This is a genomic window from Natrinema halophilum (genome assembly GCF_013402815.2).
In the GTDB taxonomy this organism is placed as follows: Archaea; Halobacteriota; Halobacteria; order Halobacteriales; family Natrialbaceae; genus Natrinema; species Natrinema halophilum.
The window spans coordinates 984,644-1,004,605 of the sequence record NZ_CP058601.1; the positions used below are offsets into that span (position 1 = coordinate 984,644).

The window sequence follows — 19,962 nt, forward strand, 5'->3', positions numbered from 1 at the left end:
ATGAGTACGGACAACCCCACGACGTCGGTCGACGAAAGCGAAGTCGAGGCTACGGAGGTTCAGGCCCTCCGCGATCGCGTCGAGGAGCTCGAAGAGTCGATCGCCGACATGGATGCCGGTGACGACCAGCAAAAGATGACGATCGTCGCCACCCAGGGCAGTTTCGACATGGCCTACCCGCCGCTCATCCTCGCGAGTACGGCGGCCGCCTTCGGCTGGGACGTTGTCGTCTTCCATACCTTCTGGGGACTCGATATCCTTCACGAGGAGAAATCGAGTAACCTCAAGCTGAGCGCCGTCGGTAACCCGAACATGCCAATGCCGAACGCTCTCGCTGCACTTCCCGGGATGGACACGATGGCCACGAAGATGATGCAAAAGCGGATCGACGATAACGGCACGGCCACCATCGAAGAACTGATCGACCTTTCGCTTGAAAGCGGCGTCGACCTTCAGGCCTGTCAGATGACGATCGAACTGATGGACTACGACGAGGACGATTTCTACGACGTAACGACTGGCGTCGGGGCGGCGACGGCAATCCAGCATATGGCCGAGTCCGATGTCCAATTACTGGTCTAAACAACCTGCGAGGGCTGGTTCCCCGCGTCACCGGGCGCAGAGATGAAGCCCGACACTCGGCCTAGTGGTCCGTCTCCCCGATATACCGTTCAACCACTTCCTCGGACACACTGCCCCCGAAGCTGTTTACTTCGTCGTTGGATCGTCACTCCAATCGAAGTCGACTCCGACAGCGACCGGGACCCCGCATTCGAGTCGAGCGTAATCGTTCATTCGATCCGGACGTCCGTAATTTGCTTCACGTCCGGCATCGCCCCGACAGGTGCGAGTTCGAATGGTTCACTCAGAACGCCGCAACCGATTGAGTAGACCGGTAAGACGCTCGGTCGAACTGCCTGTGAGTACGTTCACCAGCGTCTGACTCCGCTCGTACATCGTCTTTAGGGAACGGATCTGCTCGAGATCGTCATCAGCACGCTCCGAATCGATCGATTCCAACTGTGCTTCGGCTGACTCGAGCGCCCGTGTCATGACGTCTATCTCGCGTTGGACTTCCCTCCGCAGGAACTCCTGCAGAACGTGCCAGAAGTCGGTTTCGGCTTCGTAATACGCTTTCTTTCCTTCACCGGGAATAGATCGTCTGTGAACGAGGTGAAGCCGCTCCATCGTTTTCATCGCGGTGCTTACCGTGGACTTGGCATATCCGCTTTGCTCGACCAGTTCGTCGAGAGACACCGGTTCGTTTTCGAAATGAAGATTCTCGTCGGTGCGCTCGACGCGGACGAGGGAACTGTCGAGGCGAGCGGTCGAATCGGATGGTGTCCCCAGGAGGGACTGTTGTACGACCGACTCACGATCACGGAAACTTTCAGTCTCTTCGGGGAGGCATACGGGATGACCGACGAGGATATCGCGACTGCTCGCAACAGACTCGCCTCTACGCTCGATTTTGAGCGATTCCTCGACTGCCGAATCGATCATCTCTCCGGAGGCAACCGTCAAAAGGTCAACCTCGGCATCGCGTTGATGCACGACCCTGACGTTTTGCTGCTCGACGAACCCTACACAGGTTTCGACTGGGACACGTACCTCGCGTTCTGGGACCTCACCGAAGACCTCGTCGAGCGCGGGACCGCGATCGCAGTCATCAGCCATCTCATCAACGAGCGCGAACGCTTCGATAGAATCTACGAACTCCGCGACGGACGACTGTACCCCGACGAGGTGGCCTGAGATGCGAGCGATAACCGGAACCAGGGCTCGTCTCGTGGAGTTCGCGCGACAGCCGACCACGTTGGCGATGCTTGTCTTTCTACCCCCGGTCGCCATCGAAACCTATGGGACTGCGATGGAATCGTTCCCGGCGCTCACCGGACTGAACGCCGATCCCATCACGGTCGGTCGGATGACCGGAACGCTGTTCGCCGTCGCCTTCCTCGCCGGACTGATCGGTCTCTTCCAAGTGATCAGCGCGAGGAGCGGTGACGAGCGACTCGCACTGTGTGGGTACCCCCGTCACCGTCTCCTCGCTACTCGCCTCGCAACGATGCTCGCGGTCTCCGGTATCGGTGCCGCGATCGCCTTCGGGATCTTCTCGTGGCGAACCGACGTCGCAGCGCCCGCGCTCGCGTTCGGTATACTGGTGCTCGCCGGACTATTGTACGGCCTCCTCGGAGTGCTCGTGGGGACGTTGCTCCCAAGCGACCTCGAGGGATCGCTCGTCCTCGTGTTCCTCGCCGACCTCGACAACGTCCTGTCGAGCGACCTGTTCGACGTGGGATCGATCGCCGAAATCGCTCCCCTCTACCATCCACACGCACTCTTCGAGGCCGCCGTTCTCGAGGGAACGCTAGACGGAGGCCACCTCGTGCCGGCGCTTTCGTACGTGGCTGTACTTCTCGTCGCTGCGTTCGTTGCGTTTGTCTCCGTCACCGGTGAGGAGGGGATGCTGGCATGAGTCGGATGGCAGTTTCGTTCGCGATGGGCGCCCGACAGATCAGGCGCACCCCGGTTCTGCTCGGATTGCTCGTGTTCTTGCCTGCCTACCTCGTCGGCGTCTTCACGTACGTCGCCCCCGACTCGACGGTGGCCTTCGAACTCGTCGGTGGTGAGACGGTGCGTGTAAGTCTCGCGGAGGTGTTTCCCGCGTTCACCACGCCGATGGTCGCGTCGTTGCTTGCGGGCATCTCTGGCCTCTTTCTGATACGTTCGACTGCCGACGCCGACGCGAGACTCGTCATCGCAGGTCATCGCCCGTTCGAGGTGATACTCGCCCGTCTTGCACTGTTAACCGGGATAAGCACGATTGCCACGCTGGCCGCCGTTGGCGTAATGCGCGTCGCATTCGCGCCCGAACGGCTCGGTTGGTTCGCCGCTGCAGTCCTCCTTACGGCCCTCATCTACGGCACGTTTGGCGTCACAGTCGGCACACTACTGGTCAAGCTCCCTGGCGTCTACCTCGTGCTCTTTGGGTCGATGATCGACCTGTTCCTCTTCCAGAATCCACTGGCGACGGAGACGCCGAATGCGGCCACGCTCGCACCCGGTTACTATCCGCTTCGTCTCGCGATGGACGCCGGTTTCAGTCAGCAGGTCGACCTCGAACCGCTCGTGTGGAGCCTCGGTGTCCTCACCGTCTTCGGGGCACTTGCCGTCGCCTCGTTCTCTCGGTCGGTCCGCGTCTAGCGCTTCGAGCTATTTACACCACGACCTGAGTCGAGATCGTATCGCCCCATCCCGGCGAATAGTCCACGAAAACGCTGTCAGTCCCCGGGCGCGAAACCGGATGATCGCACTGTCTCGGTTCGACAACGAAAATTCGGCCCCGTCGGAACACCGATCCCGTTTCGCCACAGGACCTGCACGCGAGACATGTCGTTCAGACTGAGGTAATAATTGTGCCAATCTCTGACGACACGATTGCTCGAGAACAGCCCGATACCGGTGCGAAAGGGATTTCTATCGGACGTTCTACCGGTCCGTCGTCGACCTATCAGTCAGAATATCTCGCCGAATCGAACAGATCGATACGGGGCCGTTCACTACCCCCTTCGTAACCAGGGTGGGCCGTTCGACCCATCCGGAATTCGTCACTCTATGAGCGCGTCAGAATCTACAGTAAACGTCAACCGATTCGTCACGAATCTCCTCGAGTTCAGATATCGGGAGGTGATGATGGTCTTCGCCACGCTCAGCGTGGTCGCGGGATCGATCGTTTTCTTCCCGGGAACTGAAAACGTGGGTGCTGGTATCCAGTCAGACGTGTCGCTTGGACTGCTCGCAGCGTTCCTTCTCGTCGCGATCGCTGCCGGTGCTGTCAAGGGTATGATTGGATTCGGCTACGCCCTTATTACGACCCCGATCTTCGCAACGGTGATCGATCCGACCTTTGCAGTCGTCGTTCTGGCGATTCCGCCGTGGATGATCAACATGTTCCAGATCGGAGAAACCGATACGGGGCTTTCCTTCGTTCGCGAAGAATGGCAGCTCATGTTGCTGGCCGTCGTTGGAACGGTAATCGGCGTCGTCTTTCTGGCCGAATTCAGCGCCGGCCCCATCGTCCCCTTCGTCATCGGTTTGATTATTTTCGGCTACGTCGTCTTCCAGTTCATCCAGAATTTCGTGACCGTCGAAGAGGCCCACCACCCAGTTGCACTCGGCACTGCCGGCTTCCTCGAGGGGTTTTTGCTGGCCGTCGCGAACCTCGGCCCGCTCCTCCCCGTTTATTTCCACACGTTCGAGCGCGACGCAGAGCGATACATCGGCGGCCTCTCGATGGTTCTCGGAACGGTGTTCACCATTCGAATCGTGCAGATGGGGCTTTTCACCGACCTGCTGACGACCTATCGACTGTGGCTCGGATCGGTGATCGCCGTAGTCACGATCGTCGGGCTACTTTTCGGCACGTACCTCCGCCGACTCGAGGTCGACCAGGAGACGTTCAACTGGTTCGTCGTCGGACTGCTGTTTATCATCTCGATCAATATCTTCCGGAACACCGTTCCCGCACTGTTCTTCTAGGCGCCACAGTTCATATCAATTGGTCTAATCTACGCGGCCGTTCGGTATCAAATCCGGAGTGCACTGCTCAACCGACAAAACCACTCACCGGGCCGAGGCCACGAACGTAGAAGCGAATTTCCTGTTCTCACCAGTCCGACCCTGGTTTCTGAGCTGTCCGGGCTGGCAGTATTCTCGAGTCGAACGGGCACGCGTAATCGGTTTTCGGGCGAGTAAATGTACAGTTCACAGTGACGTGCCGAAATCGGTATTCGATGTGAAACCGACAGAAAGTGAATGCTCCGACTGGGATTCGAACCCAGGTCATTGCCGTGAGAGGGCAATATGATTGGCCGGACTACACTATCGGAGCGCGCCGGTCAACGCATTTTATCGTAGCGCAGAACGATGTTTAAGGATTCCGTTTCGATTCAGGCATGGCGGTTCCTCGCATAGGCACGGACGTTGACGTCCGCTATTCGTCGAACGGTGACTTCGTCGCTTCGGGTTCGAAGCCCTCGAGGCTGATGATGTTTTCGCGGCCGACCCGGAGTTTGCTGATCGTTCCGTCGTCCTCCATATCAGAGAGGAGCATACTCACTTTCGACTTCGACCACCCTGTTTCGTCGACGATGTTGACCTGTTTCATCCGACCACCGTTTTCCTGAATGAGCTTCACGACACGGTCTTCGTCCGTCAATAGTTCCTCCTCAGAAAACGGCGTAGATTCTCGTCGATCGTCGGATTCGCCCGGCGCGTGACGGTTCTGTTCGGTATCCTTGGCTGCCCCACTCGATGCGCCACCGGCCGCAGACGCCGATGTTGCTCCTGGCGATCGATCGGCCGTTTTTTCGGCGGACCGCACGGAACCGGGACCGTATCGTCGGTACCAGACGGCTACTGCGATAGCAGCACCGATAACCACGAGTCCACCCACGACGTATCGTATGAAACCGTCGCCTCTGTTCGGCGAAGAGAGATCGCTGCCCCCGGTGCCGATGTCGCTGCCGTCGGGATGGTCGAAAATCGCGCGCGGACGCCCGTCGACGAACTCGCGCTCGCCGCTCCACCGGACCGAATCTGCGTTCTCGAGCGAGTTGCCAGCGTACTTACCATCGGGTTCGACGCTGTGAAAACTGAGGTCGCCTCCCGCCTCGATGACGATCGATTGATCGGAGGCAAGGTAAATATCCTGAAAGGCATCACCGGCGTGGACCTGCCCACTCTCGGTTTTGGCGAAATTCGTCCACAGAAAAGACATTTCGACGACCCCCGTCGCTGTAAACTGTTCTTCGACGCGTGCGGATCGGCGAAAGTTCGTCGCCTTCATTTCGCGACCCGTCTCCTGAGCTCCTGTTTCGGTCAGCAGCCGTGACTGGTTTTGAAATCGGTCGTACAGTCCGGTTTCGTTGGCTTCGAACTCGTCGGCGAACGATTCGAAGTTTTTCCGAGCCGCGGTCGCGTTCTCGTCGTTCGAGAACCGCTGTTCGTGACGGAAGGTCCACGTCGCACTCCCGTTCTCGTGGACGACGATTTCGAAGGTCGTGGTGTCGAAGTTCTGTGTGTCCTGTGAAACGAATTTGTTAGGCTCAGGGGTGGTGGCCACCGCGGTCGGGTTCCCCCCGTCGGCGGTCGTATCCGCCGTCGACTGAACAGCCGATCCCGTAGTCGCCAGGACGACAGATCCGCTGGCGCCGACGACCGATGCGAGGATGGCGAGAACGACGAGTCCGACGGAGACCGGCCGATTCATTCGTCTACCCACTACGTGCCGTAGCTAAAAATCCTTGTGAATATGAAGGGGGTGACGAAAACGCACCGATCGACCGCCTAATCCCCAGAGATAGCGTCCTACAGCGTATGAAGCCTAAATTCGTTCGTTCTCTGGCGTCTGCCACCATGTCGATACCCACAAATCGATCGACCGCATACGAGGGTCCATGATCAGCAACCTCGCGCAGGGAGTTCAGGCCTTTACGAGCAACGTCTTTCTCGTGACCGGCGATCGACCCGTCCTCGTCGATACGGGAGCGAATTTCGACGTCGTCGACGCCATTCGCTCTCGAGTCGACGAACTCGAGGCGGTCGTTCTCACGCACACACACCGCGATCACGTCGGCAATCTCGGGCCGGTCACGAACGACTTCGGGATAGACGCATGGGGGTACGACGCGTCGATCGACGGCGTCGATCACGCCATCGCCGACGAGGAACGCATTCAATTAGGCGACCACGAGTACGTCGCTCTTTACACGCCGGGCCACAAAAACGACCACCTCTGTTTTTACTCCGAGACGGCTGGCGTGTTATTCGCTGGCGATCTCGTCTTCCAGAACGGAAGCTTCGGTCGGACCGACCTCGAGGAAGGTGACAGAGGGACCCTGATCGAAAGCATCGATCGTGTCCTCGAGCGAATCAGTCCCGACCTCGAGGAGATGCATACCGGCCACGGACCGAGCGTATCGACGAATCCGTACGAACACGTCGAACTCTCGGCGCAGATGGCCCGCCAGAGGTAATCCAATTCGCCGACGACCGCCGTAAGGACCCCGTACGAATCGATATCGGACGGTTGAATCCCCTCTGGAGATGTTCGAACGGCTTCCGTCGGTCCACCGACGGAGACCGGTTACACCTGTCCAGCGGATTCAAGTAATGCGTCGTAAGCTTCCCCGTACGCGAGTGCGATCCGTTCAGGGTCGGCTCGACCGTCGCTGCTGAGTGCCGGCAGGTGAAGAACGTCGAGCGGATCGAGATAATCGAGGACGTGAGCAACGCGCTTTTCGAGGACGCCGTCTTTCGGGCTCGAGCGGGCAATTTCGCATGCGCGGCAGTAGCGATCGCCCGAATAAATCCGTACGCGGCCGGGTTCGACAGCTGCGACGGCAGCGATCGATGCTGGATCTACCGACGCAAGAGGGAGCGCGATGTCGCTGTACGACTCGACGACGGCGACGTCGGCCCTTTCGATCTCGTTGGCCAGTCGCTCGAACGTTGGAACGTACTCCCGTTCGGCGAGGGCATTGAACTCTTCTACCGTGTCGACGGAAATCGCGTCCTCGAGCGGGAGCGCATCGGCCACCGCGTCGGGGACGTCGGCAGTGGCATTGCGAACGAAAAGCGGTTCGTCGTCGCTTCGTCCGATGCGGTCGACGACGAACTCGCGATCGGTTCGACCGAGCAAGCCGTTTCCGCCGCCCGGTGTGGGTTGCCAGAGGCGATGGACGGGATTCAATTCCTCGGGTGGCCTGCCGCGGCCATCAGCTGACGAAAGACGAGCAGCGTCCTTGCCGTAGAGCCGGCCGTCGGTGATCGCCCGCAGACAGTCGTCGTGGTCGAACCAGAAATCGTTCCCGGCGCGTGGTTTGTAGCCGACTGCGCCAGTCCGATAGAGCAAACCGGTCGAAAACGTCGTCTTGCCGGCGTCGACCCGATCGGCGCCGACCACAAGGAGGATCATTCTTTCAGTCCGTAGTAGCCCGGCTCGTCTTCAGACCGAGGCTCGGCGACGACGAGATCATCCGCGTTGGTCATAATCCACGGAATTGCCCAGTCGAGCAGAATATCTTCGGTCTCTCGGTCGATATCGGCTTCGGGCTCGAGGCCCTGTAATAAGCGTGCGATTTCGTAGACAGTGTACATGTGATCGGTCTCGAGGAGTTCCTCGGGTGTGTAGAAGTCACACGGCGGAAGGTTCTCGAATTCGGATTTCGGGACGGGCATACGCTGACGTACTGGCGGCCGATGCCTAAATCGTTCGTTCGACCCCGCCCGTACCGAACGACGCGAGATAGTCCTCGAAAACGGACGATCGTCGACGGATGGATACGGCGGTATTCCGTACGATGATACTACCGTGTACGGAAACGGTATTTCTTAGGAGTTTCGAGAGCTGACGACTGCGGTACGAAACCAAACCGACGAATTAAAAGAGACAAAGCACACAGACCCCAGAAACCTGCACCCTCCGGTCCCGGTGGGCTGATAAAGTTTTATTTCCAAACATATCATCAGTTCCTAATGGCGGGAGGTAATGGGTTAATACAACTAATCTACGGTCTCTCAACCGCCACTGCACTTTTCGTCGGATTAAAAATACATAGTTATAGAGGCAGGAAAGGCGCTGAACGAATAGCCATTTACATGTTTGGCTCGGCTATCTGGGCTGGTTCGCTCTTTCTCGCCACGATCGTTGACGGATTTGCACTTTCCTTTTCTTCCAACAGTCACTCTACGTCGGCGTCGTCCTCTCTGTCGCCGCAGCGTTCCGTTTCGGACTCGAGTATACCGGCCGCGAACGGTTCGTTCATCCCAGAATAATCGCGCTGCTCTCGATCGAACCAATCGTCGTCGTTGCGCTCGTGTTTTCGAATCCGTGAGATATTTTTTACACATCGCTCGCACGGGATCCGACGACGCCGACCGGCGTCGGATCGAACTGGGACCTGGATTCGCGCATCACACCGTCTACTCGTACGTCCTTCTTACGGCGTTTACGCTGATGATCGTCGAACTGTTATATAATTCGCAGTCGCTGTACCGGGGACAGGCGCTCGCTCTGTTCACCGGAACGATATGTACCTTAGCTCTGAACGTAATCACGATCTTCGGTTTGGTCGACATTCATTTGACGCCGATCGGGGTCATCCTCAGCGGGACGCTGTACTCGGTCGCGATCATCCGCTATCGGCTGACCGATATCGTGCCGATCGCCCGCGATCGCGTGCTCGATCACGTTTCGGACGGCGTCTTCGTTCTCGACAGGGACGACCGATTGATCGACGTCAATCCGGTCGGTCGAACCCTTCTCCAAGATCTCGATTCCGCTCCGATCGGAGAACGCGTCGATTCGCTGTTCGCTCCCGTTCCGAAGCTCAAGGACGAATACGCAGCACTGACCGAAATCCGGACCGACGACGAGCGCGAGATCGAACTCGATGGCGACTACTTTTACGCACAGGTGACGCCGATCGACGATGGTCGCGACCGCCACGTCGGCTGGCTCCTCATCATCCGCGACGTCACCGATCGAAAGCGACGCGAAGCCCAGCTAAAACGCCAGAACGAGCGCCTCGAGCGATTCGCCGACGTCGTCTCCCACGACTTGCGAAACCCACTGAACGTCGCTGACGGCTACCTCGAGTTGGCCTCCGAGGCCGACGACCCCGAATCGCACCTCCACAAAATCGAGCAGTCTCACGATCGAATGGAAGCGATCATCGAGGACGTCCTTACGATAGCTCGAGAAGGCGACGCCGTCTCTGACACAGAGCCGGTCGCACTGGGAGAGCTAGCTGAGCGGGCCTGGGCGACCGTCGATAGCGGCGACGCCACGCTGACGGTTGCATCCGACAAGCCGTTTCTCGCCGATCCCGGTCGGATGCGGCGACTGCTCGAGAATCTGTTTCGGAACGCGATCGAACATGGCAGGACAGACGATTCCGACCCAGACGGAACGGACGGCGCTAGCGGCTCGGGTGGCTCTCCGCTCCACGTCGAAGTTGGCAATCTCGAACTGGATACGACCGATGAGAGCGCTGGATTTTACGTAGCGGATGATGGCCGAGGACTTCCTGCTGACAGAGACCGCGTCTTCGAAGATGGCTACACCACTGACGCAAAAGGGACGGGATTTGGCCTGCGTATCGTCCGCGGAATCGCCACCGCCCACGACTGGGAGGTCGACGCCACCGTAGGCGAGGCCGACGGTGCCGGATTCGAGTTCCTCGGTGTCGAGACAGTCACAGATACTGGCCCATCGGATTCGGTGGTCAGTCCCGATTCAGAGGGAAAGCCCGCATCCTCCTGACCGGTGGGTGAACTGAGGCCGTCAGATGTGGAGACGGTCGTTCGATCGACCGGCTTCCGAGACTGGGTTGTTTCTGTCTCCTGCTCTGTGAATCACATTCGTCACGCCGCCTCCTTGCCGGAGACTACCCGCGAGGGTATTCTTATCCCTCTCTCGCAGTCGTTGATCGTCATTGCCGACCCCGCTCGCGAAGTCGCGGCCAGCGAGTACTCGCTTGCCGCAGCAGTGCGAACGGTGGGTCCATCGTTTCAATGAGTACTATATTGCCAGTATACTTTAGTAACGTTACGTATCAGTACGTTCCAGTAATGGTCGGGCACGGGATGGCACAGGCGATCTACGCCATTGCGGCCGTTACGGCACTCCTCGTTTGTAGCATTATATTCCGTCATCGAGAGAAAAAGGGTGCTGTTTGGCTGGCCGTGTTTATGTTCGCTTCTGCTGTCTGGGCCGGTTCGCTCTTTCTTGCGACCATCGTTGACAGTTTTGCCCTTTCGGTTTTCTTTCGAAAATCGATCTACTTCGGCGTGGGTCCAGTCGTCGCCTCAATGCTTCTGTTTGCCCTCGAGTATAGCGGGCGCGAACGATTCGTTCGTCCCGAAATCGTCGGTCTGCTCTCGATCGAACCGATTCTCGTCATCGTACTCGCGTATGTGAATCCTCGGGACTTTTTCTTCGCAACGGTCGAACCGGATCCGACGGTTCCATCCGGCGTTATTATCGACATAGGACTCGGTTTCGTGCTTCACACCGTCTACTCGTACGTCCTTCTCACGGCGTTTTCGCTGATGATCGTCGAGATGCTCTACAATTCGAAGTCGCTGTATCGAGGACAGTCGGGTGGCCTGCTCGTCGGAACGGCATTCACGTGGGCGATGAACGTGTTAACTGTTTTCAGTTCGGCAGAGGTCGACTTGACGCCGATCGGATTCATCGTCGGCGGGACGTTGTACTCGGTCGCGATCATCCGCTATCGGCTGACCGATATCGTGCCGATCGCCCGCGACCGCGTGCTCGATCACGTTTCGGACGGCGTCTTCGTTCTCGACAGGGACGACCGATTGATCGACGTCAACCCGGTCGGACGAACGCTCCTCGAGGATATCGAATCGTCTCCGATCGGAGAGAACATCGGTTCGCTGTTCTCCGACTATCCCAGGTTACACGATGAGTACCAAACGCTGACGGCAGCCCCGACAGACGGTGAACGCGAATTTAAACTCGATGACAATCACTTTCACGCGCGAACGACGCCGATCGACGATGGTCGCGACCGCCACGTCGGCTGGCTCCTCATCGTCCGCGACATCACCGATCGAAAGCGACGCGAAGCCCAGCTAAAACGCCAGAACGAACGCCTCGAGCGATTCGCCGACGTCGTCTCCCACGACTTGCGAAACCCACTGAACGTCGCAGACGGCTACCTCGAGTTGGCCTACGAGGCCGACGACCCCGAATCGCACCTCCACAAAATCGAGCAGTCTCACGATCGAATGGAAGCGATCATCGAGGACGTCCTCGCCCTGGCTCGGGAAGGCGACGAGGTCTCCGATCCGGAACCGGTTACGCTGGCAGAGCTAGCCGAGCAGGCCTGGGAGACGGTCGATAGCGGCGACGCCACGCTGACGGTCGCATCCGACGAGCGGTTTCTCGCCGATCCCGGTCGGACGCGGCGACTGCTGGAGAACCTGTTTCGAAACGCGATCGAACACGGCATGTCGAACAATGGTGATCCGAGCGAGGCAGGCGAACAGGGTCAACAGACCGACCACGATTCGGGTTCAGAGATCGAGTCGGGCGCGGACGATACCGCGTTCGCGTACAGCGGCGACGTAACTGCCGACTCGGATCCCTCGGCGCTCAACGTATCGGTCGGGAATATCGACTCGGAAGAGAAGAGTGGTCAGACAGGGTTTTACGTCGCCGACGACGGTCGGGGCCTTCCCGACGACCGTGACCAGGTCTTCGAAGACGGGTACACGACCAACGAAGACGGAACAGGGTTCGGCCTGAGTATCGTTCACGGAATCGCCACCGCCCACGACTGGGAGGTCGACGCCACCGACAGCGAGACCGGCGGTGCCAGATTCGAATTTACCGGCGTCGAACCGGTCACCGAAGCGGTCTCCGAAAGTTCTGCGATCGATCCCGATATAGAATCAGGGTCGCCCCCCTGACCGGTAACCGCAAATTGGTCGCTAGGATCGACTACCAACGAACGTCTCGAACGTGTCTCTCGAGTGATGGAAACTACGCGATGATTCGGGGTGGGTCTCCGTTGCGTCTGAAGCCCTCGCTCAGAAACTATCGTAGTCGTTGACCGTCACTGCACCCCCCGTTTGCGAATTCGCGGCCAGCGAGTACTCGCTGGCCACAGCAGCGTGAGCGGTGAATGCGTCGTTTCAATGACTCCTATACGTACCAGCGATCGTACGCCCCCCGAAAAGTCGGTTTCGTCGACCAGTTTACGCTGAAGCACGACAGCTATACGCAAATATATCTGTCTGCCAACAACCTTTTGGTATACTGAATACCAGTATTGTCCAGTGAGATCAGGGGACGTGATATTTCTCGTAATTTACGCTATCGCCACGATTACGTCGTTTGCCGTCGCCGGAGTTATCTATCACTATCGAGATAAGAAAGGGGCGATTCCCCTGGCCGCATACATGTTCGGCTCGGCTATCTGGGCTGGATCACTCCTAGTCGCCACTGCCGTCGACGATTTTGCGCTGTCGGTCTTCTTCCAGAAACTGCTCTACGTCGGCGTCGGCATCGTCGTCCTTTCCGTATTTATTTTCGCCCTCGAGTACACCGGCCGCGAGCGATACGTTCGACCCGGAACGATCGGGCTCCTATTTCTCGAACCAATCGTCGTCCTCGCCCTGGTGTTTCCTAATCCGGACGGCATCTTTTATGCGACCTTGGAGCCGAATCCGGCGATGCCGACCGGTGTCGGCTTCGAGTTTGGACCCGCATTTCTCCTTCACACGGCCTATTCCTATCTTCTGCTGATCGGAACGACGCTGATGATTTTCGAAATGCTGTACAGTTCTCAGTCGCTGTACCGAGGCCAATCGCTCGCCTTGCTCGCCGGAACGGTATTCACATGGATCATGAACATCGTTCACGTTGTTGGCCCGATCAATGCCGACATAACGCCGCTCGGATTCATGGTCGGTGGGACGCTGTACTCGGTCGCGATCATCCGCTATCGGCTGACCGATATCGTCCCGATCGCCCGCGATCGAGTCCTCGATAACGTCTCGGACGGCGTCTTCGTTCTCGACAGGGACGACCGGTTGATCGACGTCAATCCGGTCGGTAAGGCGCTTCTCGAGGATATCGACTCGTCTCCGATCGGGGAACGGGTCGATTCGTTGTTCGCCACGTGGCCGACGTTGCACGACGGATACGAATCACTGACTGCAACCCCTACGGATGGAGAACACGAATTCGCACTCGACGCGGGTCACTTTTATGCACGAGCGACGCCGATCGACGATGGTCGCGACCGCCACGTCGGCTGGCTCCTCATCGTCCGCGACATCACCGATCGAAAGCGACGCGAAGCCCAGCTAAAACGCCAGAACGAGCGCCTCGAACGGTTCGCCGACGTCGTCTCTCACGACCTGCGAAACCCGCTGAACGTCGCAGACGGCTACCTCGAGTTGGCCTCCGAGGCAGACGATCCCGAATCCCACCTCGACGAAATCGAGCAGTCTCACGACCGAATGAAAACGATCATCGAGGACGTCCTCACACTCGCTCGCGACGGAACGGACGTCACGGATCCGGAACCGGTTTCGCTGACAGACCTTGCCGAAGGGGCGTGGGAGAACGTCGATACAGGCGACGCCACCCTGACGGTCGCGTCGAATGCGACGATCCTCGGAGACGCCAATCGAGTAACGCGGTTGTTCGAGAACCTGTTCCGGAATTCGGTCGAACACGGCACGCCGAAAGAGTCGAACGATTCAACCGAGGTCCTCGGGTCAAACCACACCTCGCTCGACGTCGAGGTGGGGACCATCGACACCGGCGCGACCAACGATCCGACGGGGTTCTACGTCGCAGACGACGGCCACGGACTGCCGGATGGCGGTGACCGTATCTTCGAGGACGGATACACGACCGAGATGGATGGGACGGGATTTGGCCTGCGTATCGTCGACGAGATCGCAACCGCCCACGGCTGGATTGTTGAGGCCGCGGAAAGCGACGCCGGCGGTGCTAGATTCGATTTCCGCGGCGTCGAAACGGGAACGAACCAACATCTCACGGATTTCGTCGCTGACATCGAGGGTACGACCGAGTGATTTCGATGCTGACCGGGCGATACCGATCACGAGCGAGCAGTTCCCGTCACTCATCTCGTGTCCCACCGTCCAGATAGTACCGAATTCGGTCACGGCTCGAATCGGCTACCTTTACGAACTCGACGACGCGCTCCCCGTTCTCACACTGATCGAACTCTCGTTCGATCGTCAGCGAATGCTCGTGTAAGTGGTCGAAGAGTGCGTCGATCGTCTCCGGGTCACCCCTGACTCTGTGGCGTTCACCGACTGTTTCACCGGCTGCCACGTCCTGAATGGTCGAGATCATCGGGCGGAGGATGGATTCGCCGAGGTCCCGTGCTCGCTCCTCGAGTTGCTCCTCGCTCTCGTCCAACTCAACGGCCTGAAACGCGTCTCGAACGACCCGGGAAAAGACGAAATCCCGGCCGTAGTCGAACGGCATCGAGAAGGCGTAGGCGAGTTCGCCGTGGTGTTGGGTTTTCGTCGTGTACTTGACCATCTGCACTCCGTCTGCCGATTTCAAGACGACGCCTTCACGGCCCACCGCGTCGAGGTCGTCGATGGTGTCCCGAACCGTCGCGATCGTATCCGACGCGACCGCTCGCCCGAAGAGTCGCGGTTGGCCGAAGCCGTATTCCTCGCAGAGTTCACGACGATCAGCCACTGGAAGCGGCACACCGGATTCGCAGTCGCGAACGTCGAACACCCGAAATTCGTGGGTGTCAATCCCCTCGTAGTCGTGGGTTGTATAGGGCGTTTCCGGGCCGATCAGTTCGGCACAGATCGTCTTCCGAGGATGTGCCGCAAAGAACTCCTCGAGCGGAAGGGAATCGCGAGCTTGCGCCGTCGTGTACGGACAAACGTAGCCGCTTCTGGTAAACGCAAGCGGGTCGCCCACGTCCGCGATTCGGACGTTAAACCCGTCGAGTTTCTCCTCGATGGCGACGGTCTCTCCCCCCTCGAAGAACGAAGGGATGCCGGGATCGAGAACGAGAATTCGGGGAATACTCGGATATCCGCGAACGACGACGTCGGCGTCCTCGACGATAACTGTCCCCCGCTCGACGCCGTGGCGGGCCGCGGTAAGCACGTAGTGTGTCTGACCAGCCACCGAGCGTTGCTCGAAGTGCTCGAAGAGGTCGTCGGGCTCCGCCGTGGTGGCCTCGAGTCGCTCGAGATACTCCTCGGGGACCATACCTCGTCCGACCACAGACCTGGTAAAAAACACCGGGCCGGCCACCGATTGGTGGTCGGTTCTGCAGTTATCGGCTGTCCCTCGAAACCGCGACGTGGTTCAAATCCGGGACGAGGTCTATGTGGGTCCTCGCCGTCTTATCGAGTATGCCCGGTGAACTACCGCGTCAACGGTTCGTCCTCGACACGTCGTTGTTCATCACGGAGGAGATCCGTCGAGACGGCGAATCGCTCGAGGAGGCTGTCGGCCGCCTGCTCGACCTCGTCGCGACCGCCCGGCTCGAACTCAATATCTCCTGTTACGTGCCGCCATCGATCCACGACGAACTTGCCACGATGTTGCGCGACCGGAATATCGAGGAAGACGTATTCTCGCGACTCGATACGTGGGTCGTTCGAAAGAGTCCCGACCGGTACGGCATCACGATACCCGCAAACGTCGTCTACAACTTTATCGATGAGATGAGCGACCGAGTGGATCGGGGCCTTCGCGTCTCCGAAAAGGCGATCCGCGAAGTCGAACAGCTCGAGCCGGACGACCTCGTCACCGATGCGAATACGGACGGACGAGAGGAATACATGACCGACGCCGATCGGATTCTCTCGGACTTACGAGATGAGTATCGACGCGCCCTCAGACAGGGCGTCCTCGATTCGCGGGAGGATTTCGACCTGCTGATCCTCGCTCGAGAGTTAGACGCCGGCGTGGTCACCGAGGATCGGGGCATCATCTCCTGGGCCGACGAGTTCGGACTCCGGTACGTCCGCGGCGGTCAGTTCCCGACGCTGCTCGAAGAATACCAGCGAGCGACCGGTGTCGATGACGAGTGAGCCGCGCTACGGATCGAGTCCCCCCGCGAGCAACTCGACGGGGTGGGCGGGTCGCTCGTACCCCTCGAAATCGCCGATCTGCGTTCGACAGGAGGTCCCCGGCGCAACGACGAGTCGCTCTCCGTCCCCGCCAGCCCGGCCGTTCGCACCGTTCCCACTGTTCTCGCCGCCGCCATCGAAGTCATCTGCCGCCAGTCGTCCAGCCGACGGGGCTGAAGCGGCGCTGTCCTCGAGTTTCTCCCGTAACAGCGAGCCGATCGCCCGCGAGAGCTCGTAGTGTTCTGCCTCGTAGCCGAAGCTGCCCGCCATGCCACAACAGCCCGAGTCGACCGGCTCGACGGTGTAGCCCGCCCTGCGTAGCACACCGACCGCGTGGTGGTCCGCGCCGCGAGCTTTCTGGTGACAGTGGCCGTGGAACGTACAGGGGGTTCCCGCCGTTTCAGCAGGGTCGAACGACAGATCCTCGACGAGCCGGTTTTCATCGAGGTACTCGCAGACCCCGAACGCGTTCGCTGCAAGCGTTTCGACTCGCGTCGTTTCGAACAGTGACCGGTACTCGTCGACGACCATCGCGGCGTCGGACGGTTCGACGAACAGTACCGACCACCCTCGCTCGAGGAAGGGATCGAGGTCGTCCAGTAACGTTCGCCCCTGCTCGGCAGCGACCTCGAGCATTCCCTGTGAGTAGGCTGCGCGCCCGGTCGGCCCCAGTTCGGGGATCACAACGTGGATATCCGCGGCCTCGAGGACCTCGACGGCGGCTTTACCGGGTGCCGGATTCGAGTGGTTGGTGTGGGCGTCGGGATAGAGGACGACTCCGGCGGTGGCAGTTTCGGAATCGACGGACGCACCGCGTTTCCGGAACCAGTCGGTGAGCGTCTCCCGCTGGAACGACGGCAGCGATCGATCGCCGGCGACTCCGACCGTCTTCTCGAGGACGGTCCGAGAACCCGGGAGATCGGAAACGCGGTTTGCGACCGGCGCAAGTGCGCTTCCGACCGCTGCGAGCCGGTCGACGTTAGCGAACAGGCGCTCGCGCAGGCTCGTCCCTTCGCGATCGTGGTACTGGTGTTTGACTTCGGCCTTGAGTTTCGCGAGATCGACCCCGGTCGGACAGTCGCTCTGGCACCCCTTGCAGCCGATACAGAGGTCGAGTACCTCCTCGTGAAATCGTTCATCGTAGAGTTCCTCGTGATCGATCTCGCCGCTGATCGCAGCTCGGAGCAGGTTGGCCCGACCTCGCGTGGTCGCGATTTCCGCTTCCGTCGCTCGGTACGTCGGACACATCACGTCGCTGCCGGTCTGTCGACAGGTCCCACAGCCGTTACAGAGTTCGACGAGATGCGAGAAGCCACCGTCGTCTTCGAAGTCGAGCGTCGTCCGCGGCTCGAGCGCGGCGTAGTCGGGTCCGTATCGGAGATGGTCGCGGATGTCGGTTGGCTCGTCGTCGCGGTAGACCACTTTTCCGGGATTCATCAGCCAGTCGGGATCGAACACCGACTTCACGTCTTTGAAGGCCTGCCAGAGGTCAGGGCCGTACAGCTTGGGATTGAACTCCGTCCGCGCGAGTCCGTCACCGTGTTCGCCAGAGAACGAGCCGTCATGTTCGACGACGAGCGAGGTGACGTCGTCGGCGATCGCGCGCATTTTCTCCACGTCGTCCCCGTCTTTCAGGTTCAGGACCGGCCGGATGTGGAGCGTGCCGACGCCCGCGTGCGCGAAGTACGCCGCGGTGGTGTCGTGCGTTTCGAGCACTTCCTGAAAATCGGCAACGTAGTCGGCGAGTTCCGCGGGCGGGACTGAAGCGTCCTCGACGAACGGGTACGGCTTCGGATCGCCCTCCATGCTCATCAACAGCGGGATGGCAGCCTTCCGGAGCTTCCAGAGCCGGTCTTGCTCCGCGGGAGAAAACGCCTGGAGGGAGTCGAATGCCGCCCCGTTCGCGACGAGCGCCGTCGTCGCTGCACCGATCGCATCCGGCAGGTCGTCGGCAACTTCTGAGTCGAACTCGAGCATCAGCGCTGCCTGCGTTCCGTCGGGAATTGGCTCCGCGTACTCGACGTATTCCGTCGATTCGGCGGCCAGCCGGAACACCTCGCTGTCCATGAGTTCGACTGCGCTGGGGTCGTGTGCGAGCGCGTCCGGAACGGCGGAAAGTGCCTCGAGCAGATCGTCGTAACAGCAGACCGTAAGGGCGGTTTCGTCGGGCCGCGACACGAGCGAGAGCGTCGCTTCGACGACGACACCGAGGGTCCCTTCCGAACCGACCAGGAGCTTCGAGAGGTCGATCGTCCGCGTGCCGGTCGCATCCGTCCCGAGAACCTTCTGCAGATTGTATCCGCTGACGCTGCGCTTGAGGTCGGGATAGCGCGACTCGATCTCGGCGGCGTTATCATCGACGATCGCTCGAACCGTCCGATAGATCGCGGCTTCGCGGTCGTCTTTCGAGACGATCCGGTCCCACTCCGGGCTATCGAGTGCTATTTCTCGGGTCCGGAGCAGCGACCCGTCCGCGAGGACGACCGCACACTCCTCGACGTAGGCGTCGGTGATGCCGTAGCGAACCGAGTGTGCCCCCGTCGAGTTGTTTCCGATCCCGCCGCCGATCGTCGCTCGGTTCGACGATGCCGGATCGGGAGCGAAGCGCAGGCCGTATGGTTCGAGGGCGGCGTCGAGATCGTCCTGGACGACCCCCGGCTGCACGACGGCGGTTTGCTCGTCCGGATCGACATCGCGGATCGCGTCCATGTGTCGCGACAGGTCGAGGACCACACAACCCGGCCCGACCGCCTGTCCGGCGAGCGAGGAACCAGCTCCCCGGGCTAGGACGGGTGCGCCGTGATCGGAAGCGACGGCCAGCGTCGCCCGAACGTCGCTCGTGTCTCGAGGGAACACGACGCCTGCCGGTTGTGCGCCGTAAATGCTTCCGTCCGTTGCATACAGGACCCGTGTATATTCGTCGAATCGAACGTCACCATCGCAGGCGGTTCGGAGATCGGCCGCGAGCGCTTCGCCTGCGTCACCTGGGTTCGATTCGGCCTCGATCGAGGGGTTGTCCGGATTCAGACGTCGATCCTCCCCGTTCACCTGTGGCCCGTCCTCAGCAACCATATCCTGTCTGAAATCGTTTCACACGAAGTTAAACCATCGTAGTCTATGGCGCCACAGTGTTGGCTGCCGATCGAACGAATCGCTGGTTCGAGGGGGGAGGAAACGAACGTATCGCCCGCGGTATAGCGACTGTTTTCACTCACTTATCCAGTCGCGGTTGAGGCCAAAAATGACGTGATTAACCGACTCGTCGCTCGT

17 protein-coding genes and 1 tRNA gene are annotated in these 19,962 nt (G+C 59.7%); 11 read left to right on the plus strand and 7 right to left on the minus strand.

Annotated features, from left to right (window positions below; all coding sequences use genetic code 11):
- Positions 1 to 582 (plus strand): DsrE/DsrF/DrsH-like family protein, encoded by a 582-nt coding sequence (locus HYG82_RS25530; protein WP_179259931.1) that lies wholly within the window; start codon positions 1 to 3, stop codon positions 580 to 582.
- A 279-nt stretch (positions 583 to 861) separates the two neighbouring features.
- On the opposite strand, the gene HYG82_RS25535 is transcribed toward HYG82_RS25530, so the two are convergent.
- Positions 862 to 1,257 (minus strand): GbsR/MarR family transcriptional regulator, encoded by a 396-nt coding sequence (locus tag HYG82_RS25535; RefSeq protein ID WP_179259932.1) that lies wholly within the window; start codon positions 1,255 to 1,257, stop codon positions 862 to 864.
- Between the two features lie 15 nt (positions 1,258 to 1,272).
- On the opposite strand from HYG82_RS25535, the gene HYG82_RS25540 reads away from it, so the two are divergent.
- From HYG82_RS25540 to HYG82_RS25555, 4 genes are all read left to right on the plus strand, one after another.
- Positions 1,273 to 1,755 (plus strand): ATP-binding cassette domain-containing protein, encoded by a 483-nt coding sequence (locus tag HYG82_RS25540; RefSeq protein WP_179259933.1) that lies wholly within the window; start codon positions 1,273 to 1,275, stop codon positions 1,753 to 1,755.
- A 1-nt stretch (position 1,756) separates the two neighbouring features.
- Positions 1,757 to 2,479 carry a hypothetical protein gene (locus HYG82_RS25545; protein ID WP_179259934.1) on the plus strand — a complete coding sequence of 241 codons (723 nt, stop codon included), beginning with the start codon at positions 1,757 to 1,759 and terminating at the stop codon, positions 2,477 to 2,479.
- Positions 2,476 to 3,207, plus strand: coding sequence for a hypothetical protein (locus HYG82_RS25550; RefSeq protein WP_179259935.1), 732 nt, complete (start codon positions 2,476 to 2,478; stop codon positions 3,205 to 3,207). The genes HYG82_RS25545 and HYG82_RS25550 overlap by 4 nt, the downstream gene beginning before the upstream one ends.
- Before the next feature lie 411 nt (positions 3,208 to 3,618).
- Positions 3,619 to 4,542 (plus strand): sulfite exporter TauE/SafE family protein, encoded by a 924-nt coding sequence (locus HYG82_RS25555; RefSeq protein WP_179259936.1) that lies wholly within the window; start codon positions 3,619 to 3,621, stop codon positions 4,540 to 4,542.
- Positions 4,543 to 4,819: 277 nt separating this feature from the next.
- On the opposite strand, the gene HYG82_RS25560 is transcribed toward HYG82_RS25555, so the two are convergent.
- Positions 4,820 to 4,894: transfer RNA gene (locus HYG82_RS25560), tRNA-Glu, on the minus strand.
- A gap of 102 nt (positions 4,895 to 4,996) precedes the next feature.
- On the minus strand, positions 4,997 to 6,274 hold the full coding sequence (locus HYG82_RS25565) for a helix-turn-helix transcriptional regulator (protein WP_179259937.1): 1,278 nt from the start codon (positions 6,272 to 6,274) through the stop codon (positions 4,997 to 4,999).
- 187 nt (positions 6,275 to 6,461) lie between these two features.
- Between HYG82_RS25565 and HYG82_RS25570 the strand changes: the two genes are divergently transcribed.
- Positions 6,462 to 7,040: an MBL fold metallo-hydrolase gene (locus HYG82_RS25570; protein WP_179259938.1), complete on the plus strand. Its 579-nt coding sequence runs from the start codon at positions 6,462 to 6,464 to the stop codon at positions 7,038 to 7,040.
- 110 nt (positions 7,041 to 7,150) lie between these two features.
- Here HYG82_RS25570 and HYG82_RS25575 read toward each other — a convergent pair whose 3' ends face one another.
- Both HYG82_RS25575 and HYG82_RS25580 read right to left on the minus strand, forming a co-directional pair.
- Positions 7,151 to 7,981, minus strand: coding sequence for an ATPase (locus HYG82_RS25575; RefSeq protein WP_179259939.1), 831 nt, complete (start codon positions 7,979 to 7,981; stop codon positions 7,151 to 7,153).
- Positions 7,978 to 8,244: a DUF5827 family protein gene (locus tag HYG82_RS25580; RefSeq protein WP_179259940.1), complete on the minus strand. Its 267-nt coding sequence runs from the start codon at positions 8,242 to 8,244 to the stop codon at positions 7,978 to 7,980. Before HYG82_RS25580 ends, HYG82_RS25575 begins: the two co-directional genes overlap by 4 nt.
- A gap of 476 nt (positions 8,245 to 8,720) precedes the next feature.
- On the opposite strand from HYG82_RS25580, the gene HYG82_RS44270 reads away from it, so the two are divergent.
- The 4 genes from HYG82_RS44270 (at position 8,721) to HYG82_RS25595 (ending at position 14,649) form a co-directional block, all read left to right on the plus strand.
- Positions 8,721 to 8,900: a histidine kinase N-terminal 7TM domain-containing protein gene (locus tag HYG82_RS44270; RefSeq protein WP_179264358.1), complete on the plus strand. Its 180-nt coding sequence runs from the start codon at positions 8,721 to 8,723 to the stop codon at positions 8,898 to 8,900.
- Entirely contained in the window at positions 8,897 to 10,330 is a 1,434-nt protein-coding gene (locus HYG82_RS25585; RefSeq protein ID WP_179259941.1) for a histidine kinase N-terminal 7TM domain-containing protein, read from the plus strand. The genes HYG82_RS44270 and HYG82_RS25585 overlap by 4 nt, the downstream gene beginning before the upstream one ends.
- 308 nt (positions 10,331 to 10,638) lie before the next feature.
- Positions 10,639 to 12,507, plus strand: coding sequence for a sensor histidine kinase (locus HYG82_RS25590; protein WP_235217825.1), 1,869 nt, complete (start codon positions 10,639 to 10,641; stop codon positions 12,505 to 12,507).
- Between the two features lie 369 nt (positions 12,508 to 12,876).
- On the plus strand, positions 12,877 to 14,649 hold the full coding sequence (locus HYG82_RS25595) for a sensor histidine kinase (RefSeq protein WP_179259942.1): 1,773 nt from the start codon (positions 12,877 to 12,879) through the stop codon (positions 14,647 to 14,649).
- A 46-nt stretch (positions 14,650 to 14,695) separates the two neighbouring features.
- On the opposite strand, the gene HYG82_RS25600 is transcribed toward HYG82_RS25595, so the two are convergent.
- The gene (locus HYG82_RS25600; protein WP_179259943.1) at positions 14,696 to 15,823 is read right to left on the minus strand and encodes an RNA ligase; all 1,128 of its coding nucleotides are present in this window, start codon (positions 15,821 to 15,823) and stop codon (positions 14,696 to 14,698) included.
- Between the two features lie 146 nt (positions 15,824 to 15,969).
- Between HYG82_RS25600 and HYG82_RS25605 the strand changes: the two genes are divergently transcribed.
- Positions 15,970 to 16,653 carry an RNA ligase partner protein gene (locus tag HYG82_RS25605; protein ID WP_179259944.1) on the plus strand — a complete coding sequence of 228 codons (684 nt, stop codon included), beginning with the start codon at positions 15,970 to 15,972 and terminating at the stop codon, positions 16,651 to 16,653.
- A 6-nt stretch (positions 16,654 to 16,659) separates the two neighbouring features.
- Here the strand turns inward: HYG82_RS25605 and HYG82_RS25610 are convergent, their stop codons facing one another.
- On the minus strand, positions 16,660 to 19,764 hold the full coding sequence (locus HYG82_RS25610; protein ID WP_179259945.1) for an FAD-binding and (Fe-S)-binding domain-containing protein: 3,105 nt from the start codon (positions 19,762 to 19,764) through the stop codon (positions 16,660 to 16,662).
- Positions 19,765 to 19,962 lie beyond the last annotated feature (198 nt).